Origin of the sequence: Pseudomonas sp. efr-133-TYG-103a (assembly GCF_030209235.1) — a bacterium.
Classification (GTDB): Bacteria; Pseudomonadota; Gammaproteobacteria; order Pseudomonadales; family Pseudomonadaceae; genus Aquipseudomonas.
Genome location: NZ_JARVSK010000011.1, coordinates 392,009 through 418,927, shown reverse-complemented (window position 1 = coordinate 418,927; position 26,919 = coordinate 392,009). Strand labels below are relative to the sequence as shown.

Sequence of the window (26,919 nt, the reverse complement as noted above, 5' to 3'; positions counted from 1 at the left end):
TCGTTACTCTGCGGTTTGAGCATCAGTGACGCAGGCAGGCTTGCCGGCTGCGTATTTCAGGCTTGGGTCGACCAGTGCATTGAAGTGCCTGAGGGCGTCGGCGCCAATCAAAAGCGGATATTGGAATGCACTTCGGTCGGTCAAGTTCACTTCTATGTTTCGTAAAGCAGCGCCCATGCACACATCCAGGCTGATGACCGGCCTTGAGGTGTACTTCTTCTCGTCATCGGGGTCGATGTCGCCGGCGCGGCGCTTGATCTTGCTGACGCGCGCCAGTGGTCGCTCGATGGGGTGCTCGTGAGCGTCGTCGATGGCCAGATAAAAACGCACCCACGATTCCCCGTTGCGCTTGAAGCGCTTGATGTCGCGGGCACTGAGGGAGGCGGTTTTTGCGCCGGTGTCCAGTTTGGCGGCCACTTGCAGGTCGATGTCGGCCAGCTCGGCGTACTCGTTCAGGCCGTAGACGGTCTTGTCGGCGGCAAGGCTCAGACCCGGCAGGTACAGGCATAAAAGGAAGAGAAGAGGGTGACGGCTCATAGGTCCTGGCACGATGAAGGTAAACGAGGAGCAGATTGAACGTCGGCTCGGGGTTCTGATTGGGCTCAGGGCCGCGGCCTGCATTGACGTCGTGTGCTGCGTGCAATGGCAGGCGGTGCGGTCGGCATTCTAGCATGATGGTTTCATGGCGCCAGTGAAGGGGCTTGCGGACAAGACGGGTAGGAAGGGACGACATATGCTGTGGTTATTAGACGATTGTCGACAATCCATAAAATCACTTTGACGATAGGGTGCTGATTCGCTAGCTTTGGCGCCATTCATTCAAAAGGTGTCGACAATGTCAGATGCGCTCGAGGTCGTCACGGAATCTTCGCTGGACACGGAAACGCTGTCGGAGAACGTCTTCCGGCGCATTCAGGCGGCCATCGTCAGGGGCGACATTGCGCCGGGCAGCAAGATTTCCGAGCCTGAGCTGGCGCGCACTTACGGCATCAGTCGCGGGCCGTTGCGCGAAGCGATTCACCGGCTGGAAGGGCAGCGCCTGCTGGTGCGTGTTCCCCATGTCGGCGCACGCGTTGTTTCGTTGAGCCATGCCGAACTGGTGGAGCTCTACGAAATCCGCGAATCCCTCGAAGGCATGGCGTGCCGACTCGCTGCGCAGCGCATGACCGCCGAGGAGGTCGACGAGCTGCGTCGGGTGCTGGAGACCCACGAACGCGACAGCGCGTTTCAGGCCGGTGTCGGCTATTACCAGCAGGAAGGGGATTTCGATTTCCATTACCGGATCATCCAGGGCGCACGCAACAGCACCCTCACGCAAATGCTGTGCGGCGAGCTGTATCAGCTGGTGCGGATGTACCGCATCCAGTTCTCGACGACGCCCAATCGTCCGCGCCAGGCATTCACCGAACACCATCGCATTCTCGACGCCATCGCCGACCGTGACGGCGAGCTGGCTGAACTGTTGATGCGCCGCCATATCGGCGCCTCCAAACGCAACATCGAACAGCACTATCAAGCGGCTACTGCCCGAGGTGAACAATGACTTCAAGAACGACTCCCGGCCAACGCTTCCGTGACGCCGTCGCCAGTGAGCACCCGCTGCAAGTGGTCGGCGCGATCAACGCCAACCATGCGCTGCTGGCCCAACGCGCGGGCTTCAAGGCGATTTATCTGTCCGGAGGCGGGGTCGCTGCAGGTTCGCTGGGCCTGCCGGACCTGGGAATCACCGGGCTTGATGACGTGCTCACCGATGTGCGCCGGATCACCGACGTCTGTGATCTGCCGCTGCTGGTGGACGTGGACACCGGTTTCGGAGCGTCGGCGTTCAACGTCGCGCGCACAGTGAAATCGATGATCAAATTCGGCGCGGCGGCGATGCACATCGAGGACCAGGTCGGCGCCAAGCGTTGCGGACATCGTCCCGGCAAGGAAATCGTGTCGCAGCAGGAGATGGTCGATCGCATCAAGGCTGCCGTGGATGCGCGCACCGACGACAGCTTCGTGATCATGGCGCGTACCGATGCGCTGGCCGTTGAAGGACTGGAGTCGGCGCTGGACCGAGCTGCGGCATGCATCGAAGCGGGCGCCGACATGGTCTTCCCCGAAGCCATTACCGAACTTGAGATGTACAAACTGTTCGCCTCACGGGTCAAGGCGCCGATTCTGGCAAACATCACCGAATTCGGTTCGACGCCGCTGTTCACCACCGACGAGCTGAAATCGGCTGAAGTGGCGCTGGTGCTCTATCCGCTGTCGGCTTTCCGGGCCATGAACAAGGCCGCGGAAAACGTCTACAACGCGATCCGTCGCGACGGCACGCAGAAGAATGTCGTCGACACCATGCAAACCCGCATGGAGCTGTATGAGCGCATCGACTATCACGCGTTCGAGCAGAAGCTCGATGCACTGTTTGCGCAGAAGAAGGGCTGAATGTATGTCCCGTTTCTGTAGGCGTGAACTTGCTCGCGATGGCGGTTGTCCAGTTGGCATCCATGCCACCTGGCGAGACCCCATCGCGAGCAAGCTCACGCCTGCAAGGGACCGTGATCATCAGCACCGAATTGCCGATTCCCTGAACAACTACAAGACTGGAGACAGCAATGGCTGAAGGAAAAGTATTGAGTGGCGCTGGCCTGCGTGGCCAGGTTGCCGGACAGACTGCCCTGTCCACCGTGGGTCAGGCCGGAGCCGGGCTGACGTATCGCGGCTACGACGTTCGCGAGCTGGCCGCGGATGCGCGTTTCGAGGAAGTCGCCTGGCTGCTGCTGTACGGTGAATTGCCGACCCGCGCCGAGCTCGACGGTTATCTGAAAAAACTGCAGGGCCTGCGCGATCTGCCTCAGGCACTCAAGGAAGTGCTGGAGCGCATTCCCGCCAATACCCACCCGATGGATGTCATGCGCACCGGTTGCTCGATGCTGGGAACGCTGGAGCCCGAAACCGGCTTCGATCAGCAGCGCGAGGCGACCGACCGGCTGCTGGCCGCGTTTCCGGCGATCATGTGCTACTGGTATCGCTTCAGTCACGATGGCAAGCGCATCGACTGCGTCACCGATGAGGTCTCCATCGCCGGCCACTTCCTTAACCTCTTGCTGGACAAGAGCCCGAGCGAACTGCACCGCAAGGTCATGGACGTTTCGCTGATTCTGTACGCAGAGCACGAATTCAACGCCTCGACGTTCACCGCGCGGGTGTGCGCTTCGACGCTGTCGGACCTGTTTTCCTGCATCACCGCAGCCATCGGCACGCTGCGTGGTCCGCTGCATGGCGGCGCGAACGAAGCGGCGATGGACATGATCGAGAAGTTCTCGTCTGCCGAGGAGGCGACCCAAGGCACGCTGGCGATGCTGCAGCGCAAGGACAAGATCATGGGCTTCGGCCACGCGATCTATAAGGACAACGACCCGCGCAACGAGGTGATCAAGGGCTGGGCGAAGCAGCTCGCCGATGAAGTGGGCGACACCGTTCTGTTTCCGGTCTCCGAGGCCATCGACAAGACCATGTGGGAGCACAAGAAGCTGTTCCCCAACGCTGATTTCTACCACGCCTCGGCCTATCACTTCATGGGCATCCCGACCAAGCTGTTCACGCCGATTTTCGTCTGCTCACGCCTGACCGGCTGGGCGTCCCACGTGTTCGAGCAGCGTGCCAACAACCGCATCATCCGCCCCAGCGCCGAGTACATCGGCGTCGAACAGCGCAAGTTCGTGCCAATCGAACAACGCTGAGAATGGTGCAAGCGCCTGCCTCGACCCTACAGAAGGCGGCATCAGGCTTCCGCCCTTTGAAACAAACCGTGACCGAGTCCTGACAATGAACACTGAATATCGCAAACAGCTGCCCGGCACCTCGCTCGACTTTTTCGACGCCCGCGAGGCGGTCGATGCGATCAGGCCAGGCGCCTACGCCACATTGCCTTACACCTCCCGCGTGCTTGCCGAAAACCTGGTGCGGCGCTGCGCCCCGGCGACCCTCGACGCCTCGCTCAGCCAACTGATCGAACGTCGTCGCGATCTGGACTTTCCCTGGTTTCCGGCGCGCGTGGTGTGCCACGACATCCTCGGTCAGACCGCGCTGGTGGACCTCGCCGGGCTGCGTGACGCCATCGCCGACAAGGGTGGCGACCCGGCCCAGGTCAATCCAGTGGTGCCGGTGCAGTTGATCGTCGACCATTCGCTGGCGGTCGAATGCGGCGGTTATGACCCGGATGCGTTCAGCAAGAACCGGGCGATCGAAGACCGTCGCAATGAAGACCGCTTTCACTTCATCAACTGGACCAAGCAGGCGTTCAAGAACGTCGAGGTGATCCCGCCGGGCAACGGCATCATGCACCAGATCAATCTGGAGCGGATGTCGCCGGTGATCCAGACCCTCAATGGCGTCGCGTTCCCGGATACGCTGGTCGGCACCGACAGTCACACGCCCCACGTCGACGCGCTGGGCGTGATCGCCATCGGCGTCGGAGGGCTGGAAGCGGAGAACGTCATGCTCGGGCGCGCCTCCTGGATGCGCCTGCCGGACATCATCGGTGTCGAACTGAGCGGCCGCCCTCAGCCAGGCATTACCGCCACTGACGTGGTGCTGGCGCTGACCGAATACCTGCGTCAACAGAAAGTCGTGGGGGCCTACCTCGAGTTCTACGGGGAAGGTGCCCACGCATTGACCCTGGGCGATCGCGCCACCATTTCCAACATGGCGCCGGAATACGGCGCAACCGCGGCGATGTTCTCCATCGATCAGCAGACCATCGACTACCTCAGGCTCACCGGTCGTGACGAGGCGCAGGTCAGGCTGGTCGAGACCTACGCCAGAGAAACCGGGCTGTGGGCCGATGCCCTGAGCAGCGCCGAGTACGAACGCGTGCTGCATTTCGATCTTTCCAGTGTCGTGCGCAACATGGCCGGGCCGTCCAATCCCCATGCCCGCGTTGCCACCGCGGACCTTGCCGCCAAAGGCATCGCCAGCGCCTGGGAACAGACCCCGGGGCTGATGCCGGATGGGGCCGTGATCATCGCCGCCATCACCAGCTGCACCAATACCAGCAACCCGCGCAACGTCATCGCCGCCGGTCTGCTGGCACGCAATGCCAACCGGCTGGGGCTGACCCGCAAACCCTGGGTGAAGTCGTCGCTGGCGCCAGGTTCCAAGACCGTGGCGCTGTACCTGGACGAAGCGGGGCTGACTGCCGAACTCGAGCAGTTGGGCTTCGGCGTCGTGGCCTTCGCCTGCACGACCTGCAACGGCATGTCCGGTGCGCTGGATCCGGTGATTCAGCAGGAAATCATCGACCGTGATCTCTACGCGACCGCCGTGCTGTCGGGCAACCGGAACTTCGACGGGCGCATTCATCCGTATGCCAAACAGGCCTTTCTCGCCTCACCGCCACTGGTGGTCGCCTACGCGATTGCGGGCACTATTCGCTTCGATATCGAGAAGGATGTGCTGGGTGTCGGGGCCAATGGCGAAGAAATCCGCTTGAAGGACATCTGGCCAGCCGACGAAGAAATCGACGCGGTGGTCAAGGCCTCGGTCAAGCCTGAGCAGTTCCGTCAGGTCTACATCCCGATGTTTGCCATCCACGAAGACACCGGTCCGAAAGTCGAGCCGTTGTATGACTGGCGGCCGATGAGCACCTATATCCGTCGTCCGCCGTACTGGGAAGGCGCGCTGGCCGGCGCGCGCACACTGCAGGGCATGCGGCCGCTGGCAGTCTTGCCGGACAACATCACCACCGATCACCTGTCGCCTTCCAACGCGATCATGCTCGACAGCGCGGCGGGCGAGTACCTGGCGAAAATGGGCCTGCCCGAGGAGGACTTCAACTCCTATGCCACTCACCGGGGCGATCACCTGACCGCGCAACGCGCGACGTTCGCCAACCCGAAACTGTTCAACGAAATGGTCGTGGAAGGCGGCAAGGTCCGGCAGGGCTCGCTGGCACGCATCGAGCCTGAGGGCAAGGTCACGCGGATGTGGGAGGCCATCGAAACCTACATGGAGCGCAAGCAGCCGCTGATCATCGTGGCCGGTGCCGACTACGGTCAGGGCTCCTCGCGGGACTGGGCGGCCAAGGGCGTACGGCTGGCAGGCGTCGAGGCGATCGTTGCCGAAGGTTTCGAACGTATTCATCGCACCAACCTGGTCGGAATGGGCGTGTTGCCGCTGGAATTCAAGCCGGGCACCAATCGCACCACGCTGAACATCGACGGCAGCGAAACCTTCGATGTAATCGGCGAGCGCACCCCGCGTACCACCTTGACCCTGGTAATTCATCGCAAGAACGGCGAGCGCCTGGAAGTGCCGGTCACCTGTCGTCTGGACACCGGCGAGGAAGTCTCGATCTACGAAGCGGGCGGTGTGTTGCAGCGTTTCGCCCAGGATTTCCTCGAATCTTCCGCGGTGGCCTGACCGGACTGCCGACATCTCCCGAGGCGATGTCGGCGGCCTTTATATAGGAAAAGATTTCATGGCTCATACAGCGCAAATCAGGATACCCGCGACGTACCTGCGCGGCGGTACCAGCAAAGGCGTGTTCTTTCGGCTGCAAGACCTGCCCGAGGCGGCTCAGGTGCCCGGCCCGGTCCGCGATGCCTTGTTGCTGCGAGTGATTGGCAGTCCCGACCCTTACGCCAAACAGATCGACGGCATGGGCGGCGCGACGTCGAGCACCAGCAAAACGGTGATCCTGTCCAAAAGCACGAAGCCTGATCACGACGTCGATTACCTGTTCGGTCAGGTGTCGATAGACAAGCCTTTCGTCGACTGGAGCGGCAATTGCGGCAACCTGTCGGCCGCGGTCGGCCCCTTTGCGATCAGTAACGGCCTGGTCGATGCAGCACGCGTGCCGCAAAACGGCGTGGCCATCGTGAGGATCTGGCAGGCGAACATCGGCAAGACGATCATTGCCCGCGTGCCGGTCACTGATGGCGCGGTGCAGGAAACCGGCGATTTCGAGCTGGACGGCGTGACCTTTCCGGCGGCTGAAGTGCAGTTGGAATTCATGGACCCTGCGGCGGAAGAAGAGGGCGGCGGTGGTTCGATGTTCCCCACGGGTAATCTGGTCGACGATCTTGAGGTGCCAGGCCTGGGCACGTTCAAGGCGACGATGATCAACGCGGGGATTCCAACGATCTTCGTCAATGCCAGTGACATCGGCTACACCGGCACTGAGTTGCAGGACGCGATCAACGCTGATCCTGACGCCCTGGCCCGATTTGAAACCATCCGCGCCTACGGGGCTGTGCGCATGGGGCTGATCGGCCATGTCGATGAAGCCGCCAGACGGCAACACACGCCCAAGGTCGCGTTCGTGGCGCCGCCCAGGGATTACCTGTCCTCCAGCGGCAAGGCAGTGACGAAGCAGGACACCGACCTGCTTGTGCGGGCGATGTCGATGGGCAAGTTGCACCACGCAATGATGGGCACCGCAGCGGTGGCGATCGGCACCGCGGCCGCCATCCCCGGGACGCTGGTCAACCTGGCCGCCGGTGGCGGCGAACGCAGCGCCGTGCGTTTCGGGCACCCGTCCGGCACCCTGCGCGTTGGCGCCGAAGCGGCGCTGGCCGAGGGTCAATGGCAGGTGAAGAAAGCCATCATGAGCCGCAGCGCGCGGGTGTTGATGGAGGGGTGGGTTCGCGTGCCAGGCGATAGCTTCTGAGTTTTGCTTTTTTTGTAGGAGCGCGCTTGTCCGCGAAAGCGTTCTGTCAATGACACATGCGTGACTGACACGACGCATTCGCGGGTAAGCGCGCTGTTGAGATTTGAAAAGAGCTATTTAAACCGTCGCTCGACGCCTTTCTCCACCAGCACCTTCGCCGAGATTTCTTCGACCGAGAAATGGGTGGAATTGATGTTCGGAATGTTTTCCCGGCGGAACAGGTTCTCCACTTCACGCACTTCGAATTCACACTGGGCGAAGCTCGAATAGCGGCTGTTGGGTTTGCGCTCATGGCGGATCGCGGTCAGGCGGTCCGGGTCGATGGTCAGGCCGAACAGCTTGTTGCGGTGCTGCTTGAGCGCGGCCGGCAACTGCAGGCGCTCCATGTCGTCTTCGGTGAGCGGGTAGTTGGCCGCGCGAATGCCGAATTGCATGGCCATGTATAGACAGGTAGGCGTCTTGCCGCAGCGCGACACGCCCACCAGAATGATGTCTGCCTTGTCGTAATAATGGGTTCTGGCACCGTCGTCGTTGTCCAGCGCGAAGTTCACCGCCTCGATCCGCTCCATGTAATTGGAGTTGTGACCGATGGAGTGAGATTTGCCCACCGAATAGGAAGAGTGTGAACTAAGCTCCTGCTCCAGCGGGGCCAGGAACGTCGAGAAGATGTCGATCATGAAGCCGTCGGAGGTCGCCAGGATCTCGCGGATGTCCTGATTGACGATGGTGTCGAAGATGATCGGACGCACCTCGTCCTTCTCGGCCGCCTTGTTGATCTGCTGGACCATGGCCCGGGCCTTCTCGACGCTGTCGATATAGGGCCTCGTGAACTTGTTGAACGTTATGTTTTCAAACTGCGCTAGCAGGCTCTGGCCAAGGGTTTCGGCGGTGATGCCGGTGCCGTCGGAGATAAAGAAAGCGGATCGTTTCATTTGCGCCCTGGGCCTTAAGCTGGTGACGATTCTTGGATATCATAGGCGGGCTTGCGCGCCATGACTGGCCGCAGTCTACCTTTTTTCAGGGTACTGTTTTCAAAGGTACGGATGTCAAAGGTACAGATGTTCAGGATCCAGACCACCCGTGCGCAGAATCCGCTTTTCCTGTGGTTCCAGCACCAAAGCTTTTCCCAACAACAAATCGGTTAGTGGAGAGATCACCTTGGTAGAGTACGTAGTTTCCCTCGATAAGCTCGGCAAACATGATGTTGAGCACGTGGGGGGCAAGAACGCATCCCTCGGCGAGATGATCAGCAACCTGGCGGGCGCAGGCGTTTCCGTTCCCGGTGGCTTCGCCACTACAGCTCAGGCCTATCGTGATTTTCTTGAGCAGAGTGGTCTGAACGATCAGATTCACAAGGCACTCGATGCCCTTGATGTCGACGACGTCAACGCGCTGGCAAAGACCGGTGCGCAGATTCGTCAGTGGATCATGGAGGCCGAATTCCCCGAGAAGCTCAATGCCGAGATCCGTACCGCCTTCGCCGAATTGTCGGCGGGCAACCCGGACATCGCCGTTGCCGTGCGTTCTTCCGCCACCGCAGAAGACCTGCCGGACGCCTCGTTCGCCGGCCAGCAGGAAACCTTCCTGAACATTCGCGGCGTCGACAACGTGATCCGCGCGGCGAAAGAAGTATTCGCCTCGCTGTTCAACGATCGCGCCATTTCCTACCGTGTGCATCAGGGCTTCGATCACAAGCTGGTCGCCCTGTCTGCCGGCGTGCAGCGCATGGTTCGCTCCGAAACCGGCACTGCAGGCGTGATGTTCACGCTGGACACCGAATCGGGTTTCCGTGACGTGGTGTTCATCACCGGCGCCTACGGCCTGGGCGAAACCGTCGTTCAGGGCGCGGTGAACCCTGACGAGTTCTACGTTCACAAGAACACCCTTGAAGCCGGTCGTCCCGCGATCCTGCGCCGCAACCTGGGCAGTAAGGCGATCAAGATGATCTACGGCGAAGAAGCCAAGGCCGGCAAATCGGTCAAGGTCATCGACGTCGACGCCGCCGACCGTGCGCGTTTCTGCCTGACCGATGAAGAAGTCAGCAACCTGGCGCGCCAGGCAATGATCATCGAAAAACACTACCAGTGCCCGATGGACATCGAATGGGCCAAAGACGGTGACGACGGCAAGCTTTACATCGTTCAGGCCCGTCCTGAAACCGTGAAGAGCCGTACCTCGGCCAACGTCATGGAACGCTACCTGCTCAAAGAGAAAGGCACCGTTCTGGCGGAAGGTCGCGCCATCGGTCAGCGCATCGGCGCCGGCAAGGTGCGCATCATCAAGGACGTGTCCGAGATGGACAAGGTTCAGGCAGGCGATGTGCTGGTCTCCGACATGACCGACCCGGACTGGGAACCGGTGATGAAACGCGCCAGCGCCATCGTCACCAACCGTGGCGGGCGCACCTGCCACGCGGCGATCATCGCCCGTGAACTGGGCATTCCCGCCGTCGTCGGCTGCGGCAATGCCACAGAGCTGTTGAAAGATGGCCAAGGCGTCACCGTGTCCTGCGCCGAAGGCGACACCGGTTACATCTTCGAAGGCGAGCTGGGCTTCGACATCAAGCAGAACTCCGTCGACGCCATGCCTGAACTGCCGTTCAAGATCATGATGAACGTCGGCAATCCTGACCGTGCCTTCGACTTCGCTCAGCTGCCAAACGCCGGTATCGGCCTGGCGCGTCTGGAATTCATCATCAACCGCATGATCGGCGTGCACCCCAAAGCGCTGCTGAACTACCCGAATCTGCCGCTGGACATCAAGGAAAGCGTCGACAAGCGCATTGCCGGGTACAACGATCCGGTCGGGTTCTATGTCGAGAAGCTGGTGGAAGGGATCAGTACGCTGGCCGCAGCGTTCGCGCCGAAGAAAGTCATCGTGCGTCTGTCGGACTTCAAGTCCAACGAGTACGCCAACCTGATCGGCGGCAAGCTCTACGAGCCGGAAGAAGAGAACCCGATGCTGGGCTTCCGCGGTGCGTCGCGTTACATCAGCGAAAACTTCCGCGACTGCTTCGAACTCGAGTGCCGCGCCCTCAAGCGCGTGCGCAACGAGATGGGCCTGACCAACGTCGAGATCATGGTGCCGTTCGTGCGCACCCTGGGCGAGGCCAGTCAGGTGGTCGATCTGCTGGCCGAAAATGGTCTGGCCCGTGGCGACAACGGTCTGCGCGTCATCATGATGTGCGAATTGCCATCCAACGCCCTGATGGCCGATGAGTTCCTCGAGTTCTTCGACGGTTTCTCCATCGGTTCCAACGACCTGACCCAGTTGACCCTGGGCCTGGATCGCGACTCCGGGATCATCGCGCACCTGTTCGATGAGCGTAACCCGGCGGTCAAGAAGCTGTTGTCCAACGCCATTCAGGCCTGTAACAAGGCTGGCAAGTACATCGGCATCTGCGGTCAGGGCCCGTCCGACCACCCGGATCTGGCGCGCTGGCTGATGGAGCAGGGCATCGAAAGCGTTTCGCTCAACCCCGACTCGGTGCTGGAGACCTGGTTCTTCCTCTCCGAAGAGGAAGCTCCAACGTGATGTAAATCGAGTAAGATGCTGGCCCGTTTTGCCGGGCCGGCTTCTTGAGAAGGGCGGTCTTGATGAGTCCGCCCTTTTTCATGCCCTTTTTTTACCTGACAGGTTCAGCCCGCGGACAGCCCTGGCGTGCTATTGCGGGCGTGACCTTCTCCGAATCAAGCAAGAGCAATATGCAAAGCAGCAGTCACCTCTTTCCAGTGGCCCTGATCAGCGCCGAACGACGCGGCGATCTGATCGAGGACGTTTATCGCCTCAAACCCGGCAACAGCATGGATTTCACGGTCGAGCTGGCCGTGACGCGTCTGGGTCTGGTCGCCGATCCGGATGTGCGCGGCGTGCCCGTGATCCTGCTGCACGGCAGTTTCTCCAACCGGCGCTTCTGGTATTCGCCCAAAGGCATCGGTCTGGGCGCCTACCTGGCGCGGGCAGGATACGACGTGTGGATCCCCGAGATGCGCGGGCATGGACTGTCGGCGCGCAACGAAGCGTACCGGCATAACCGCGTCGCCGATTACGCGCGCTACGACTTGCCCGCCATCGCCGCCTTCGTCGCCGAGCAAAGTGGCCAGACGCCGCACTGGATCGGCCACTCGATGGGCGGCACGACGTTGGCGGCCGCGCTGGGCGGGCATTACATCGGCGTCGATCAGGTTGCGTCTGCCGCGCTGTTCGGCAGTCAGATCACTCGCAGCTACTGGCCACTGAAAGTGCCGCCCATGCAATGGGGCGCGCGGCTGTTGCTCAAACGCTTCGAGCACGTCTCGGGGCCGCGTTTCAAGCGCGGGCCCGAAGACGAGCCGATGGGTGTCGTGCTGGAAAACATGCGTTGGCATGGCCTGTTCGGGCGCTTCGGTGACAAGAAGGAAGACTGGTGGTCAGGCCTTCGTCATGTGCAGGTCCCGCTGCTTTGCGTGGCCGGGGCAGGTGATCATCAGGATCCGGAGTGGGCCTGTCGCGAGTTGTTCGAGCAGTTCGGCTCGCCCGACAAAACATTTCTGAGCCTGGGGCGCGCGCACGGTTTCAGCGAGGACTTCGGTCATGTGCAGATGCTGGTCAGCAAAGCGGCGCAGGCTCAGGTCTGGCCGCGCGTAGCGGACTGGCTGAGCCGCAACGTTCCGCAGGCGCAGGCTGAATCAACGCTGAACGTTTCGCTGACTTCCTGAATCCTGACGAGCAAAGCGTTTCTATACGCGGGCGTTGCCGCTAAGCTACCTCCAGTTGAGTGGTTATACGGCGTGATTCAGGACAAAAACTCGTCGGTCAGGTTTTTGTTCTATATAAGGAAGCATTGTGGGCCTGGCCGCGGTCACACCAGCGTGCCGGTCGAACCCGCTGCGATGGCAATCCTTGAGAACCAAGCCCTTCACTGACAGGAGTTACCCCATGCACTACATCACTCCGGATTTGTGCGACGCCTACCCTGATCTCGTTCAGGTGGTTGAGCCGATGTTCAGCAACTTTGGCGGTCGCGATTCATTCGGGGGCGAGATCGTCACCCTCAAATGTTTCGAAGACAACTCACTGGTGCGTGAGCAGGCCGAACAGGATGGCACGGGCAAGGTGCTGGTGGTCGATGGTGGAGGCTCGCTGCGCTGCGCGCTGTTGGGCGACATGCTGGCGGAAAAAGCCGCCAGAAACGGCTGGGAAGGCATGGTCATTTATGGCTGCGTGCGCGATGTGGATGTACTGGCACAGACCGATCTGGGTGTGCAGGCGCTGGCCAGCCATCCGCTCAAGACCGACAAGCGCGGGCTGGGCGATCTGAACAAAGTGGTGACGTTCGGTGGCGTCACGTTCCGCCCAGGCGAATACCTGTATGCCGACAACAACGGCATCATCGTATCGCCCAGCCCATTGAAAATGCCGGACTGACCGGCGTGCTCGTTCAACGCATGGCAAGGACAGTGAATGTTCGATGAAACAAACGCGCAGTGGGGGCTGGTGCATGCCCTGGTGCTGGATGGAAAAGGCGGGGCGCGTTCAATCGCACGAACCGAACTGGATTGCCTGCAACTGGAGCCACAGGAAAGCGTGTGGCTTCACTGGGACCGCAGTCACCCGCAGACCCAGACGTGGCTGCGTACCGCCAGCGGTCTGAGCGAGTTCGTCTGCGACCTGATGCTCGAGGAGAACACCCGGCCGCGACTGTTGCCATTGCCGAACAATGAGTTGCTGCTGTTTTTGCGTGGCGTGAACCTCAACCCCGGCGCCGAGCCTGAAGACATGGTCTCGGTGCGCATCTTTGCCGCCGCCCAGCAGGTCATTTCGCTGCGGCTTCGCTCGCTGCGCGCCACCGATGAACTGATCGACCTGCTCAATGAAGGCAAAGGGCCGAGAACCGCTTCCGAACTGCTGGTTTATCTGGCCCAGCTGCTGACTGACAAGGTCCAGGCAGTGGTCAGCGAATTGACCGAACTGGTCGATGACATGGAAGAGCGCATCGACGCCGACGAGCGGTACATGCCGGAACATGGCAACATGGTGCACATCCGCCGAAGGGCCGCGGGCATGCGTCGCTTTCTGGCGCCGCAGCGCGAGATTTACGCCCAGCTCACGCGGAGCAAGATTCCCTGGTTCGTCGAAGATGACGCGGACTACTGGAACGAGTTGAACAACAGCCTGACACGCTATCTCGAAGAGCTGGAACTGACCCGCGAGCGAGTGGGGCTGGTGCTCGAAGCCGAAGACAGGCGCTTGAACGAGCGCATGAACCGCACGATGTACCGCTTCGGAATCATCACCGGCATCTTCCTGCCGATGAGTTTTCTGACCGGCTTGCTGGGCATTAACGTCGGCGGCATTCCGGGCTCGGACAATCCTTACGGATTTCTGTTTGCCTGTGCATTGATGGTCGTCGTCGCGCTGGGGCAAATGTGGCTGTTCAAACGGCTGCGCTGGGTGTGAGGCATAAAAAAGCTGCGCCGTCCTGCATCGAGTGTGTGACTCATGCAGACTGGCCTGCGTCTTCCAGTGACATTACGTGAGGTGCCTATGCACGACCCGTTTGAAGAATCACTGCGAGACATGCTCAATTCTTCGTCCTCCAGCCGGGACGATGACGCGGTTCTGGGACGCGTGTTGAAGACCGCGAACCGCCAGGTCGGAGCAGGTGACCTGTTCGGCCTGCTTGGTCGCTGCACCCAGGCATTGATGATTGCCGTGAATAACGGCTCGGCTCACGTTTCACCTGTTTCCCGTCGCAAGACGATTGCCAGTACTGCTTTCTCCGGTGCTAAAGACAAGGCTGACTGAATATGGAATTGGATCTCTGGACACAGAGCCTGGTTACCGCAATGACTGCGTTGTGGACCAAAGTCGCGAACTTCATCCCGAATCTTTTCGGCGCGCTGGTGGTGGTTCTTCTGGGTTTCGTCGTGGCAAAACTGCTCGACACCCTGTTGTCCAAGCTGTTGGCGAAACTGGGTCTGGATCGCCTGATGGGCGGCACCGGCCTGACCAAACTGATCAGTCGCGCGGGCATTCAGGTCCCGATTTCGACGTTGATCGGCAAGATCGTCTACTGGTTTGTGCTGTTGATTTTCCTGGTGTCAGCGGCAGAATCGCTGGGGCTTGAGCGCGTATCTGCGACACTGGACATGCTCGCGCTGTACTTGCCGAAGGTGTTCGGCGCGGCGCTGGTGCTGCTGGTGGGCGTGCTGCTCGCGCAATTGGTCAATGGCATCGTGCGCGGCGCTGCTGAAGGCGTCGGGCTGGATTATTCGGCGGGCCTTGGGCGTATCGCCCAGTGGCTGGTCATTATCATCAGTATTTCCGTGGCCATCAGCCAGCTGGAGGTCAAGACTGACCTGCTGAATCACGTGATCGTGATCGGATTGATTACCGTTGGTCTGGCCGTTGCCCTGGCGATGGGCCTGGGCAGTCGCGAAATCGCGAGTCAGATTCTGGCAGGTATTTATGTGCGGGAGCTGTATCAGGTAGGGCAACAGGTGCGTATTGGAGAGGTCGAAGGGCAGATCGAAGAGATTGGCACGGTGAAGACCACCCTGCTGACCGATGAAGGCGAGTTGGTGTCATTGTCCAACCGGATCCTTCTCGAGCAGCGAGTGAGCAGCCGCTGAACCGGCAAATCTGCTAATGTATGCCGCCGCAAAATCCCGGGACGCTCGGGACGCGGCGGACATTTATCCGACTGTCGGCACGACTTGTTTTGAATAAACCCCAATCGCTCTCTCTGCGTTACGACCCCCGCGAGCTCTCTGACGAGGAGTTGGTCGCGCGCTCGCACGCCGAGCTGTTCCATGTAACGCGCGCCTACGAAGAGCTGATGCGGCGCTACCAGCGGACACTTTTTAACGTCTGCGCGCGCTATTTAGGGAACGATCGCGATGCTGACGATGTCTGTCAGGAGGTGATGCTTAAGGTGTTGTATGGATTGAAAAATTTCGAGGGAAAATCGAAATTCAAGACCTGGCTCTACAGCATCACCTACAACGAATGCATCACGCAGTACAGGAAGGAGCGGCGAAAGCGTAGATTGATGGACGCTTTGAGCCTGGACCCTCTCGAGGAAGCGTCAGAAGAAAAGGCGCCAAAACCCGAAGAGAAGGGCGGACTCGATCGCTGGCTCGTGCATGTGAACCCGATCGACAGGGAGATTCTGGTGCTTCGATTCGTCGCAGAGCTGGAATTTCAGGAGATCGCAGACATAATGCATATGGGCCTGAGTGCCACGAAAATGCGTTACAAACGGGCACTCGATAAATTACGTGAGAAATTTGCAGGCGTTACCGAAACTTAACTCGGAGCAAATATCTCTAACGGGCAGGCAAGTTCTGATAGACTTGCCGATGAGTTGTCCCTCGATAAGTGGGACTGCTTTACAATCACCAGATGGGGATTTAACGGATGAAACTGAAAAACACCTTGGGCTTGGCCATTGGTACTATTGTTGCCGCAACTTCGTTCGGCGCGCTGGCACAAGGCCAAGGCGCAGTCGAAATCGAAGGCTTCGCCAAGAAAGAACAGTTCGACAGCGCTCGTAATTTCAAGAATGACGGCAACCTGTTCGGCGGTTCTGTTGGCTACTTCCTGACCGACGACGTTGAATTGCGTCTGGGCTATGACGAAGTGCACAACGTCCGTAGCGACGATGGCAAGAACATCAAGGGCGCGAACACCGCTCTGGACGCTCTGTACCACTTCAACAACCCGGGCGACATGCTGCGTCCGTACGTCTCGGCTGGTTTCTCCGATCAGAGCATCGGTCAGAACGGCAGCGGCGGTCGTAACCGTTCCACCTTCGCCAACATCGGCGGCGGTGCCAAGCTGTACTTCACCGACAACTTCTACGCCCGTGCTGGCGTTGAAGCTCAGTACAACATCGACCAGGGCGACACCGAGTGGGCGCCTAGCGTCGGTATCGGTGTGAACTTCGGCGGCGGCTCCAAGAAAGTCGAAGCAGCACCAGCCCCAGTTGCTGAAGTGTGCTCCGACAGCGACAACGACGGCGTTTGCGACAACGTCGACAAGTGCCCTGACACCCCGGCCAACGTTACCGTTGACGCCAACGGTTGCCCGGCTGTTGCTGAAGTCGTTCGTGTTGAGCTGGACGTGAAATTCGACTTCGACAAGTCGGTCGTCAAGCCAAACAGCTACGGTGACATCAAAAACCTGGCTGACTTCATGAAGCAGTACCCACAGACCACCACCACTGTTGAAGGTCACACTGACTCCGTCGGTCCTGACGCTTACAACCAGAAACTGTCCGAGCGTCGTGCAAACGCCGTTAAGCAAGTTCTGGTTAACCAGTACGGTGTTGGCGCTAACCGCGTAAACTCGGTTGGCTACGGCGAATCCCGCCCAGTTGCTGACAACGCAACTGAAGCTGGCCGCGCTGTTAACCGTCGCGTAGAAGCACAAGTAGAAGCTCAAGCTAAGTAATTAGCCCTCGCTTCACGAAAAACCCGGCTCAGGCCGGGTTTTTCTTTTTCCGAGTTTCGTAAAAAGCTGTTGCGCTGAATCGACAGTGTTGTAAGTCTAACTGCTCTAAATCAACGCTCTCGGCGTTCACTGCCCTTGTTCAGGGGTGGGTCAGGACGATGTGTGACGATGCGCGGATGTAAGCCTCACCCATCGGCCCGACGCCATACCTCAGCAAGCAAACGGTCCCCTCTCAGTGCTTGAGCAACCACAGCCACAGCAGCATATTCAGCAACAGCGATAACAGCGCCACGGTGCGCCAGACCTTGACGGGTTCGCGTTCCAGCAATGGTTTGGGCCGAGGGCTCGCGGTCGCAAGTTCGCCATCACGCAGTTCCAGCAGCCAATGCTCGGCGGTCTCGAAACGTTTCTCGGGATTGGCCTGAAGCGCCCGATCCAGATGATTCTCCAGCCAGAAGGGGATGTCCGGCCGGTAGCGGCTGACGGGCACTGGATGACCGAAGCGACGGTGCTGAAAGGCCTCGATTTCGCCGTATGGATAGTGCCCGGTAAGCAGGAAATACAACGTCACGCTTGCCGCATACAGATCAAGCGCCGCAGACGGTTCCGCGTTCTCGAACGCTTCCGGGGCGATGAAGCTGGGTGTGCCAGGCACTTCGCCCTCGACGCGGACGGACAGCCCCGGGCAATACGCCAGGCCGAAGTCCAGGATGCGCAGGCCTGCGCTCTCTTCGAGCAACAGATTCTCCGGCTTTATATCCCGATGGACGATGTTTCGACGGTGCAGCAGCGCGACTGCCCCAAACAGGTCCCGGGCCAGACTGAGCCAGCGCGACACTTCCATCGGGCCTTGTTGCGCCCAGGCTTGCGCCAGCGTCTGACCCGGGTACTCGCGCATGACGTAATACAGGTGCTGCCTGTGGGGCAGTGGATGAACGTCCGGAAAAAAACGTCCCGCGACCCGGCGCAGAAACCACTCTTCGAGCAGCAGCGCCTGGCCGGCACTGTCCTCGTCAACGCGGCGCTGCGGCAGGGTCTTGAGCAGCCAGCGTTGCTGCTGGCTGTCACGCACGCGATAAATCAGCGATTGTCGCGAATCGCCCAGCCGCTCCTCAATGTGCCAGCCCTCAAAGAACTGGCCCGGTTTCAGGGTGGGCGGCGACGGCCATTGCTGCAGTTGAAGCAGGGCATCGCCCAATCCGTCACTGCCCAGTCGGTCGACCTGGATCAGCAGGGCGGTGGCATTGTCCGGGCTGCCGGCAAGGTAGGCGGCGCTGACCAGCGTGCGCGCGGCCATGTCGAGGTCATCCTGCTCGCGGAGAATCGAGGCAATCCGCTGATCATTGAGCGTGGACCACACGCCATCGCTGAGCAGCAACACCCGCTCGCCTTCGCGCAGTTCGCCGTCCAGATAGTCCATGACCACGAATTGATCCAGGCCCAGCGCGCGCTTGAGAACATGCTGCATGTCGGGTTGCTCCCAGACATGATCTTCAGTGATGCGCTGCAGATGGCCCTGATGCCACCGGTAAACCCGGCAGTCACCGACGTGGGCGAGGGTGAAGCGCCGACCGCGCAGCACCAGCGCGCTGACCGTGGTCATCAGCCCGTTGGCCAGCAACCAGCGATTTTGCGCCAGCAACAGACGGTCCAGCGCCTGGGCGATGCCCCAGGTTTCCGGGGTGGCGTAGTAATCCAGCGCGAGCGCCTGCAGGGTCGAACGCGAGGCCAGGCCGCCGTCTGCGCACTGGCTGACGCCGTCAGCAAGGGCGAACAGATAACCCTTGCTGGCGGCGAGGGCCGGAACCGGCGTCACCACCCGGGTGGCGTCCTGGTTTTCCGACCGCGGACCGCGGCTGCTGAACTCCGCGCAGCGTACTGTCAGACCACTGCGGGCGGCGTCGAGGGCGACAGGCTGGTTCATCTCAGGCGGCCTCTGATCACACCCGTGCGGCGGTCACAGCCGCCGATCCCCAAGTCGTTCTCCAGCGGCGCTTGACGTTCATCAGGCCGAACCAGGCGAGAACGCCGAGCAGGGCAAACAGCCACAGGCCCAACTGGTAGTCGCCGGTGTTCTGCTTGATCGCGCCCAGGCCTGCGGCGAGCAGGAAACCGCCGATGCCACCGGCCATACCGATGAGGCCGGTCATCACGCCGATCTCTTTGTGAAAGCGCTGCGGCACCAGTTGGAACACCGCGCCATTGCCAGCGCCCAGACCGAGCATCGCGGCAACGAACAAGGCCAGCGCCGCCCATGAACTCGGCAGGTGGAAGCCCACGGCCGCAATGCAGATCGCTGCGACCGCGTACATGCCCGACAAGGTTCGAATGCCACCAAAGCGGTCGGCCAGTGCGCCGCCCAGCGGACGCATCAGGCTGCCGCCGAAGACGCACGCCGCGGTGTAATAGCCGGCCGTGACCGGGCTCAGGCCGTACTGATCGTTGAAGTAGCCGGGCAGGGCGCTGGCCAGGCCGATGAAGCCGCCGAAGGTCACGCTGTAAAAGAACATGAACCACCAGCTGTCGCGATCGCCCAGGGCCTTGAAGTAATCCTTCATGGATTTGGCTTTGGGCCGCTGCGGGGCATTTTTCGCCATCAGCGAGAACGCGATGAGGGTCAGCAGCAGTGGCAACGCGGCGAAGCCGAACACGTTGCTCCAGCCGAACGCTGCCGCCAGCGCCGGCGCGATCAGGGCGGCGAAGACGGTGCCCGAGTTGCCGGCACCGGCGATGCCCATGGCTTTGCCCTGATGCTGCGGCGGGTACCACTGCGAGGCGAGCGGCAAGGCAACGGCGAACGACGCGCCGGCCATGCCGAGGAACACGCCCAGCAACAACGCTTGCTCGTAACTGTGAACACCCAGCTGCCAGGCGCAGAGCAGGGCCAGAATGACGATCACCTGGCCAATGATCCCGGCGGTCTTCGGCGAAAGCTGGTCTGCCAGCATGCCCATCAGGAAACGCAGGAACGCGCCCGCCAGAATCGGCGTTGCGACCATCAGGCCGCGTTGCTGGGTGGTCAGCTGCAGGTCGGTGGCGATCTGCACCGCCAGCGGGCCAAGCAGGTACCAGACCATGAAGCTCAGGTCGAAATACAGGAACGCTGCGAACAGGGTCGGTTTGTGGCCGGCTTTCCAGAAGCTTGTATTCATCTCATACCTCATCTGCAGAATATCGTTGCCGGTGCGGGCGATACGTGCACCGCTACGGGTCAGGTCATGCAGGTGAAGCACCGGCTCGGCGCTCCACCCGGCCCGTTGCTACGGGCCAAAAACGAAAAAACGTCGCAACCCGGTCCGCTTGCGCGAAGGGGTGTGCGACGTCTTTGTCGTGAGTGGGGCAACCGCCGTTGGCTACCTGTAAGGTCTGTAAAGCAAGGAGCGGGCCAGCCGTCAGCCCAGTAGCTCGCTCATGGCAATGATCTGCTCGGCGACCTGAATCAGTTTCTGTTGCCGGCTCATGGCCTGGCGCCGCATGAGGGTGTAGGCCTCTTCTTCGTTGCAGTGCTTCATTTTCATCAGCAGGCCTTTGGCGGTTTCGATGCGTTTGCGCTCGGCCAGTTGCTGATCGCGGGCATGCAGTTGCGCCCGCAGGTCCTGATCGCTTTCGAAGCGCGCCATGGCCACGTCCAGAATCGGCTGCAGGCGCTGTGCGTGAATGCCTTCGACGATGTAGGCGCTGACCCCGGATTTGATTGCCTGACGCATGACGCCGGGGTCATGCTCATCGGTGAACATGACGATGGGCCGGGGCAGGTCGCGGGTCACCAGCACCACTTGCTCCATGACGTCGCGGCCGGGCGACTCCGTGTCGATGAGGATCACGTCCGGGCGCACCGCCTGCACCCGCTCAGGCAGGTCGATGATCAGGCCGGATTCGTCGATCACCTCGAAGCCCGCTTCCACGAGCGCGGCTTTCAGGCGACCGACTTTCTTGGCGGTGTCGTTGATCAGCAGGATACGCAGCATGCCGGCATCCTCCTCAAAGGTCCGCGACGACAGGCGCGGCGTCTGCCAGCGCATGCAGCTTGAAGCTGCGTGCGTAGCCGGCCGGGTCACTGCCATCCCAGATCTTGCCGTCGATCAGCTGACTGCTGCGCATGGGCGAGTCCGGGACCTCGATGCCCAGCGCCGTGGCCGCCTCGCGATACACATCGAGCTGCTGGACCGTTTTCGCGACGCCCAGATAGTCCGGGTCTTCGCGCAGCAGGCCCCAGCGGCGAAACTGGGTCATGAACCACATGCCATCGGAGAGGTAGGGCAGGTTGACCTGACCCTGGCGGTGGAAGCTGACGGCATGATGATCGGTCCAGCGATTGCCCAGGCCGTCGTCATACTCGCCCATCAGCCTGGATTCGATGGCCTCGGCGGGCGCGTTGACGTATTCGGCAGCGCTGAGCAACTGCGCCGTGCTGCGTCGATTGTCCATGTTCTGTTCAATGAAGCGACTGGCCTCCAGCACCGCCATGACCAGCGCGCGGGCGGTGTTGGGGTACTGCTGGACGAACTCCAGGCTGCAACCCAGGACTTTTTCCGGATGATCCGGCCAGATCGCCTGTGTGGTGGCGAGGGTGAAGCCCAGGTGCTGGCTCACCGCACTGGCGCCCCACGGTTCGCCGACACAGAAACCGTCGATCCGGCCCGCTTGCAGGTGTTCGACCATCTGCGGCGGCGGGACGACCACGCTGTCGACGTCGCGCAACGGATGAATGCCCTGACTCGCCAGCCAGTAGTACAACCACAAAGCGTGGTTACCGGTGGGAAACGTCTGGGCGAAGGTCAGTTTTGAATCGCTTTGGTGCGTGCGCCGGTCCAGTGCCTCAGGAGTGATCACGCCTGCGTCCTGCAAGGCCCGGGAAAGATTGATGCTTTGGCCGTTCTGATTCAGCCCCATCAACACGGCCATGTCCCTGGCCTGGCCGCCGAGGCCCAGATGCGCGGCGTAGACCAGCCCATACAGGCTGTGTGCGGCATGCAGTTGGCCGCTGACCAGTCTGTCCCGCAGGCTGGCCCAGGAGGGTTGCCGGTGCAGGTTGATGTTCAGGCCATAAGGCTGGGCGAATCCCTGGGTCGCGGCGACCACCAGTGAGGCGCTGTCGGTCAGCGCCATGAAGCCCACGTCGACGCTGTTCAGCTCCGGAGCGTCGCTGCCATTGACCCAGGCCAGCGCGGTGTTGATCGGATCATTCATGCTTTGGGTTCCGCCTGAGACTGGTCGCGCACTCGGGCGCAGCCCAATCTCCAAAAAAAAAAGTCGCCTCGCCCAGACCTTGACCGGGGCGATAGCGACGTCGTTGTCAGGCGCCTCATTCCGCCGTTGGAGCGAGGCAAGTACAGGCCCTGAAGCAATCGATATGCCAGTGATCGGCGAAACACCCGGCAAAGTTCTCCAGATGCCTCGCGCATCGACGGCGTGGACGTCTATAATCGGCCGCTGACTTCAGCCGCAATCGAGCCGCGCCCGCCCATGTATAACCTGGCCCGCCAGTTACTGTTCAAACTCTCTCCGGAAACCTCCCACGATCTGTCCCTGGACCTGATCGGCGCGGGCGGTCGTCTGGGCCTCAACGGCCTGTTCAACAAGGCGCCCGCGCAATTGCCGGTGACGGTCATGGGCCTGCAGTTCCCCAATCCGGTGGGGCTGGCGGCCGGGCTGGACAAGAACGGCGCGGCCATCGACGGTTTTGCCCAGTTGGGCTTCGGTTTCGTCGAAATCGGTACCGTGACTCCACGTCCGCAGCCCGGCAACCCGAAACCGCGGATTTTCCGCCTGCCTCACGCCGAGGCGATCATCAACCGCATGGGCTTCAACAACCTGGGCGTCGATCACTTGATCAGCCGGGTTCAGGCGGCCCGATACAACGGCGTGCTGGGCATCAACATCGGCAAGAACTTTGACACACCGGTCGAGCGGGCGGTGGATGACTACCTCATCTGCCTGGACAAGGTCTACGCCCATGCCAGCTACATCACCGTCAACGTCAGTTCACCGAACACGCCCGGCCTGCGCAGCCTGCAATTCGGCGACTCGCTCAAGCAATTGCTCGAAGCGTTGCGCGTGCGTCAGGAAACATTGACCCAGACCCACGGCAAGCGCGTGCCACTGGCGATCAAGATTGCGCCAGACATGAGCGACGAAGAAACCGTACTGGTTGCCAGCGCGTTGCTGGAGTCGGGGATGGACGCGGTCATCGCGACCAACACCACCCTCAGCCGCCAGGGCGTTGAAGGCCTGCCTCACGGTGACGAGGCGGGCGGTCTGTCGGGCGCACCGGTGCGCGAGAAGAGCACGCACATCGTCAAGGTGCTGGCCTCCGAGCTGGGCGGCAAGTTGCCGATCATCGCAGCGGGCGGGATCACCGAAGGCAAGCATGCGGCCGAGAAGATCGCGGCGGGCGCGAGTCTGGTGCAGGTTTATTCCGGTTTCATCTACAAGGGCCCGGCGCTGATTCGCGAATCGGTGGACGCGATTGCGGCGATGGCTCGGTAACTGTCTCAGGAGGTTCGCGGGCGGGAAGCCCGGATATGAAAGAGGGGTTCCGTAAGGAACCCCTCCTGGGCTTAAGCCCGCCGCCCGGATGGGGCGCGCATGGTTGATTGAAGTCGAATCGGTTTGTCGAAGAAACTTTTAGTCGGATTGTCCTTTGGTTGTGACTTGACTGATGTTGAGTGTCAGCCGACCGCGTGAAGTTCGTTGAGTCTGTGGATACCCGCAGTGCCGGTCATACCGTCCCAGTTGTCGCCGCGTCCTTCTCGCCAGCCATTGATCCAGGCTTGGCGCACTGACGGTAGAGTAAAGGGGCAAAGCTCACGGGATTTACCAGTTACGCCGTATTGATATCCGCGCGAAAATGCTCTTTCCAACGGATCACGCTTAAGTCTTCTCATAGGGTGTTGCCCTCGTTTGTTGACTGTTATGTCCCTGGAGACCTCATGTCGAGGTCAGGCAGAAATCTTCTGCCTTTGAATGCCCGCTGCCGGCGTCACGGGCGTGGTGCCGTCGTCGTTGCGGCGACGGCCTGAGGTGATTTCTAACCAATGCCCGGGATGCTGTGAATGACCGTTTTGTCATAAGAACGTAACCAATGAGGCATTAAGACCATAAGCGACGGCGTCGCTGGCGTTGCATTTTTCTGCCAGGGCCCCTGGACCGTGGCCTGCAGGCGGCAGCGCAAGTGTTTCTCAATGCCAACTGCTGGCGGTTTGCAGTCAGGCATCATTCGACGAAGGGTCGGCGATGTGACTTTTTATTGCCGCCGTTGTCGTGCTGAATAGTGGTTTTTTAATATCAGATGTCGGCTGGTTTCTGGCCGACGGACTGTCGCCACCGAAATGCATCGGGGCGATGGATGGGCACAATGTATGTGCCGTGCAGGCGATCTCCACGAAAGACGTCTGTTTGAATCGGGCCGGACAATGCGTTGTCCTGCCACTCATAGCCAAGGCTCTGGAATACTCATGTCGGACCGTTACGAACTTTTCCTCACCTGTCCCAAAGGCCTTGAAGGCCTGCTCGCTGAGGAAGCCACTGCCCTTGGCCTCCAGGAAACCCGCGAACACACCTCGACCATCCGCGGCAGCGCTGACATGGAAACCGCCTATCGGCTGTGCCTGTGGTCGCGTCTGGCCAACCGGGTATTGCTGGTGCTCAAGCGCTTCCCGATGAAAGACGCCGAGGACCTCTACCACGGCGTGCACGACATCGAGTGGGCCGATCATCTGGAGCCGGACGGCACGCTGGCGGTCGAGTTCAGCGGCCATGGTTCGGGCATCGACAACACTCATTTCGGCGCCCTGAAGGTCAAGGACGCCATCGTCGACCGCCTGCGCAACTCCGACGGTTTGCGCCCTTCGATCGACAAGCTCAACCCGGACCTGCGCGTGCATTTGCGTCTGGACCGAGGCGAGGCGATTCTGTCGCTGGACCTCTCTGGCCACAGCCTGCACCAGCGCGGCTATCGTTTGCAGCAGGGCGCGGCGCCGTTGAAGGAGAACCTGGCGGCGGCCATTCTGATCCGTTCCGGCTGGCCACGAATGGCCGCCGAAGGTGGCGCACTGGCCGACCCGATGTGCGGCGTCGGCACCTTTCTGGTGGAAGCGGCGATGATTGCCGCCGATATCGCACCTAACCTCAAGCGCGAGCGCTGGGGTTTCTCCGCCTGGCTGGGCCACGTGCCGGCGCTGTGGCGCAAATTGCATGACGAGGCGCTCGCCCGCGCCGAAGCGGGTCTTGCGAAGCCGCCGTTGTGGATTCGTGGTTATGAAGCCGACCCACGGCTGATTCAACCCGGTCGCAACAACGTCGAGCGCGCCGGTCTGTCTGACTGGATCAAGATCTACCAGGGCGAAGTCGCGACCTTCGAGCCGCGCCCGGACCAGAACCAGAAAGGCCTGGTGATCTGCAACCCGCCGTACGGTGAGCGTCTGGGCGACGAGGCAAGCCTGTTGTACCTCTATCAGAACCTCGGCGAACGCCTGCGTCAGGCCTGCCTGAACTGGGAAGCGGCGGTGTTCACCGGTGCGCCGGATCTGGGCAAACGCATGGGCATCCGCAGCCACAAGCAATACGCGTTCTGGAACGGCGCGCTGCCGTGCAAGCTGCTGTTGATCAAAGTGCTGCCGGATCAGTTCGTCACCGGCGAGCGCCGTACGCCTGAGCAACGCCAGGCTGAGCGTGAGCAGGCGGCGTACGACCAGACGCCGGACGAGCCGCCAGCGCGCCAGTTCAACAAGAACGGCAACCCGATCAAGCCTGCTCCGGCGCCTGCACCGGTCATCGAGCAGCCGCGCTTGAGTGAGGGCGGGCAGATGTTCGCCAATCGCCTGCAGAAGAATCTCAAGGCGCTGGGTAAATGGGTCAAGCGCGAAGGCATCGATTGCTACCGCGTCTATGATGCCGACATGCCGGAATACGCCATGGCCATCGACCTTTATCACGACTGGGTGCATGTGCAGGAATACGCGGCGCCCAAATCCATCGATCCGGAAAAAGCCTCGATTCGCATGTTCGACGCGCTGGCAGCCATTCCTCAGGCGCTGAACATCGACAAGAGCCGGGTGGTGGTCAAGCGTCGCGAGCGCCAGAGCGGCACCAGACAGTACGAACGGCAAAGTGCGCAGGGCCAGTTCCAGGAAGTCAACGAAGGCGGGATCAAGCTGCTCGTCAACCTCACCGATTACCTGGACACTGGGCTGTTTCTCGACCATCGCCCGATGCGCATGCGCATCCAGCGGGAAGCGGCGGGCAAGCGTTTTCTGAACCTGTTCTGCTACACCGCGACCGCCAGCGTGCATGCCGCCAAGGGCGGAGCACGCAGCACCACCAGCGTCGATCTGTCGAAGACGTATCTGGACTGGGCGCGGCGCAACCTGTCGCTCAACGGTTTCTCCGACAAGAACCGACTGGAACAGGGCGACGTGATGGCGTGGCTCGAGACCAGCCGCGACGAGTACGACCTGATCTTCATCGACCCGCCGACCTTTTCCAACTCCAAGCGCATGGAGGGTGTGTTCGACGTGCAGCGCGATCAGGTGCAGTTGATCGATCTGGCGATGGCGCGCCTGGCCAGCGGCGGCGTGCTGTATTTCTCCAACAACTTCCGCAAGTTCCAGCTCGAAGAGAACCTCACCGAGCGCTATGCCGTGGAGGAGATCACTCAGCAGACCATTGACCCGGATTTCACCCGCAACGGCAAGATCCACCGCGCGTGGAAGATCACCGCACGCTGAATCGATTGCGCTGAAAACAACGCGTCATTGTCGCCCGATGACGCCATGTTCCGGTTTTGACAGAGCGACACGCTGCACTAGGCAAACTAATGGCGAATA

At 61.0% G+C, this 26,919-nt stretch carries 22 protein-coding genes; 15 read left to right on the top strand and 7 right to left on the bottom strand.

What is annotated here, in order from left to right; all coding sequences use genetic code 11:
* Positions 1–3: 3 nt before the first annotated feature.
* Positions 4–537 (bottom strand): ATP-dependent zinc protease, encoded by a 534-nt coding sequence (locus QRN36_RS10385; RefSeq protein WP_285423995.1) that lies wholly within the window; start codon positions 535–537, stop codon positions 4–6.
* A gap of 298 nt (positions 538–835) precedes the next feature.
* On the opposite strand from QRN36_RS10385, the gene QRN36_RS10380 reads away from it, so the two are divergent.
* The 5 genes from QRN36_RS10380 (at position 836) to prpF (ending at position 7,657) form a co-directional block, all read left to right on the top strand.
* The gene (locus tag QRN36_RS10380; RefSeq protein ID WP_285423994.1) at positions 836–1,543 is read left to right on the top strand and encodes a GntR family transcriptional regulator; all 708 of its coding nucleotides are present in this window, start codon (positions 836–838) and stop codon (positions 1,541–1,543) included.
* Entirely contained in the window at positions 1,540–2,430 is an 891-nt protein-coding gene (gene prpB, locus QRN36_RS10375) for a methylisocitrate lyase (protein WP_093458378.1), read from the top strand. The genes QRN36_RS10380 and prpB overlap by 4 nt, the downstream gene beginning before the upstream one ends.
* A gap of 170 nt (positions 2,431–2,600) precedes the next feature.
* Complete coding sequence (gene prpC / locus QRN36_RS10370) at positions 2,601–3,728, top strand: 2-methylcitrate synthase (RefSeq protein ID WP_285423993.1); 1,128 nt, start codon at positions 2,601–2,603, stop codon at positions 3,726–3,728.
* A gap of 85 nt (positions 3,729–3,813) precedes the next feature.
* Positions 3,814–6,408: a Fe/S-dependent 2-methylisocitrate dehydratase AcnD gene (gene acnD, locus QRN36_RS10365; protein WP_285423992.1), complete on the top strand. Its 2,595-nt coding sequence runs from the start codon at positions 3,814–3,816 to the stop codon at positions 6,406–6,408.
* 58 nt (positions 6,409–6,466) lie between these two features.
* Positions 6,467–7,657 carry a 2-methylaconitate cis-trans isomerase PrpF gene (prpF, locus tag QRN36_RS10360; RefSeq protein ID WP_285423991.1) on the top strand — a complete coding sequence of 397 codons (1,191 nt, stop codon included), beginning with the start codon at positions 6,467–6,469 and terminating at the stop codon, positions 7,655–7,657.
* A gap of 113 nt (positions 7,658–7,770) precedes the next feature.
* On the opposite strand, the gene QRN36_RS10355 is transcribed toward prpF, so the two are convergent.
* Positions 7,771–8,589, bottom strand: a complete 819-nt coding sequence (locus QRN36_RS10355; protein WP_081566090.1) for a pyruvate, water dikinase regulatory protein — start codon at positions 8,587–8,589, stop codon at positions 7,771–7,773.
* A gap of 226 nt (positions 8,590–8,815) precedes the next feature.
* On the opposite strand from QRN36_RS10355, the gene ppsA reads away from it, so the two are divergent.
* The 8 genes from ppsA to QRN36_RS10315 all read left to right on the top strand — a co-directional run bounded on the left by ppsA (position 8,816) and on the right by QRN36_RS10315 (position 17,092).
* On the top strand, positions 8,816–11,191 hold the full coding sequence (gene ppsA / locus QRN36_RS10350; protein ID WP_285423990.1) for a phosphoenolpyruvate synthase: 2,376 nt from the start codon (positions 8,816–8,818) through the stop codon (positions 11,189–11,191).
* A 170-nt stretch (positions 11,192–11,361) separates the two neighbouring features.
* Complete coding sequence (locus tag QRN36_RS10345) at positions 11,362–12,354, top strand: alpha/beta fold hydrolase (protein ID WP_093458383.1); 993 nt, start codon at positions 11,362–11,364, stop codon at positions 12,352–12,354.
* Positions 12,355–12,574: 220 nt separating this feature from the next.
* Complete coding sequence (gene rraA / locus QRN36_RS10340) at positions 12,575–13,063, top strand: ribonuclease E activity regulator RraA (RefSeq protein WP_093458384.1); 489 nt, start codon at positions 12,575–12,577, stop codon at positions 13,061–13,063.
* A 36-nt stretch (positions 13,064–13,099) separates the two neighbouring features.
* Entirely contained in the window at positions 13,100–14,095 is a 996-nt protein-coding gene (locus tag QRN36_RS10335; RefSeq protein ID WP_285423989.1) for a zinc transporter ZntB, read from the top strand.
* Between the two features lie 87 nt (positions 14,096–14,182).
* The gene (locus QRN36_RS10330; RefSeq protein WP_285423988.1) at positions 14,183–14,443 is read left to right on the top strand and encodes a CrfX protein; all 261 of its coding nucleotides are present in this window, start codon (positions 14,183–14,185) and stop codon (positions 14,441–14,443) included.
* A 2-nt stretch (positions 14,444–14,445) separates the two neighbouring features.
* A complete protein-coding gene (locus tag QRN36_RS10325) occupies positions 14,446–15,270 on the top strand; it encodes a mechanosensitive ion channel domain-containing protein (RefSeq protein ID WP_093458387.1) in 825 nt (274 codons plus the stop codon).
* 89 nt (positions 15,271–15,359) lie between these two features.
* Entirely contained in the window at positions 15,360–15,950 is a 591-nt protein-coding gene (gene sigX, locus QRN36_RS10320; protein ID WP_093458388.1) for an RNA polymerase sigma factor SigX, read from the top strand.
* Between the two features lie 107 nt (positions 15,951–16,057).
* Entirely contained in the window at positions 16,058–17,092 is a 1,035-nt protein-coding gene (locus QRN36_RS10315; RefSeq protein WP_074749765.1) for an OmpA family protein, read from the top strand.
* Between the two features lie 232 nt (positions 17,093–17,324).
* On the opposite strand, the gene QRN36_RS10310 is transcribed toward QRN36_RS10315, so the two are convergent.
* The 4 genes from QRN36_RS10310 to QRN36_RS10295 all read right to left on the bottom strand — a co-directional run bounded on the left by QRN36_RS10310 (position 17,325) and on the right by QRN36_RS10295 (position 22,282).
* Positions 17,325–19,016: a bifunctional protein-serine/threonine kinase/phosphatase gene (locus QRN36_RS10310; protein WP_285423987.1), complete on the bottom strand. Its 1,692-nt coding sequence runs from the start codon at positions 19,014–19,016 to the stop codon at positions 17,325–17,327.
* A 16-nt stretch (positions 19,017–19,032) separates the two neighbouring features.
* A complete protein-coding gene (locus QRN36_RS10305) occupies positions 19,033–20,244 on the bottom strand; it encodes a NarK/NasA family nitrate transporter (RefSeq protein WP_285423986.1) in 1,212 nt (403 codons plus the stop codon).
* Positions 20,245–20,484: 240 nt separating this feature from the next.
* Positions 20,485–21,060: an ANTAR domain-containing response regulator gene (locus QRN36_RS10300; RefSeq protein WP_093458390.1), complete on the bottom strand. Its 576-nt coding sequence runs from the start codon at positions 21,058–21,060 to the stop codon at positions 20,485–20,487.
* 13 nt (positions 21,061–21,073) lie between these two features.
* On the bottom strand, positions 21,074–22,282 hold the full coding sequence (locus QRN36_RS10295; protein ID WP_285423985.1) for a CmpA/NrtA family ABC transporter substrate-binding protein: 1,209 nt from the start codon (positions 22,280–22,282) through the stop codon (positions 21,074–21,076).
* A 276-nt stretch (positions 22,283–22,558) separates the two neighbouring features.
* On the opposite strand from QRN36_RS10295, the gene QRN36_RS10290 reads away from it, so the two are divergent.
* On the top strand, positions 22,559–23,581 hold the full coding sequence (locus tag QRN36_RS10290; protein ID WP_285423984.1) for a quinone-dependent dihydroorotate dehydrogenase: 1,023 nt from the start codon (positions 22,559–22,561) through the stop codon (positions 23,579–23,581).
* 182 nt (positions 23,582–23,763) lie between these two features.
* On the opposite strand, the gene rmf is transcribed toward QRN36_RS10290, so the two are convergent.
* Positions 23,764–23,979: a ribosome modulation factor gene (gene rmf / locus QRN36_RS10285; RefSeq protein ID WP_010223328.1), complete on the bottom strand. Its 216-nt coding sequence runs from the start codon at positions 23,977–23,979 to the stop codon at positions 23,764–23,766.
* A gap of 570 nt (positions 23,980–24,549) precedes the next feature.
* Between rmf and rlmKL the strand changes: the two genes are divergently transcribed.
* Positions 24,550–26,820, top strand: a complete 2,271-nt coding sequence (gene rlmKL / locus QRN36_RS10280; RefSeq protein WP_285423983.1) for a bifunctional 23S rRNA (guanine(2069)-N(7))-methyltransferase RlmK/23S rRNA (guanine(2445)-N(2))-methyltransferase RlmL — start codon at positions 24,550–24,552, stop codon at positions 26,818–26,820.
* The last annotated feature ends 99 nt before the right edge of the window (positions 26,821–26,919 follow it).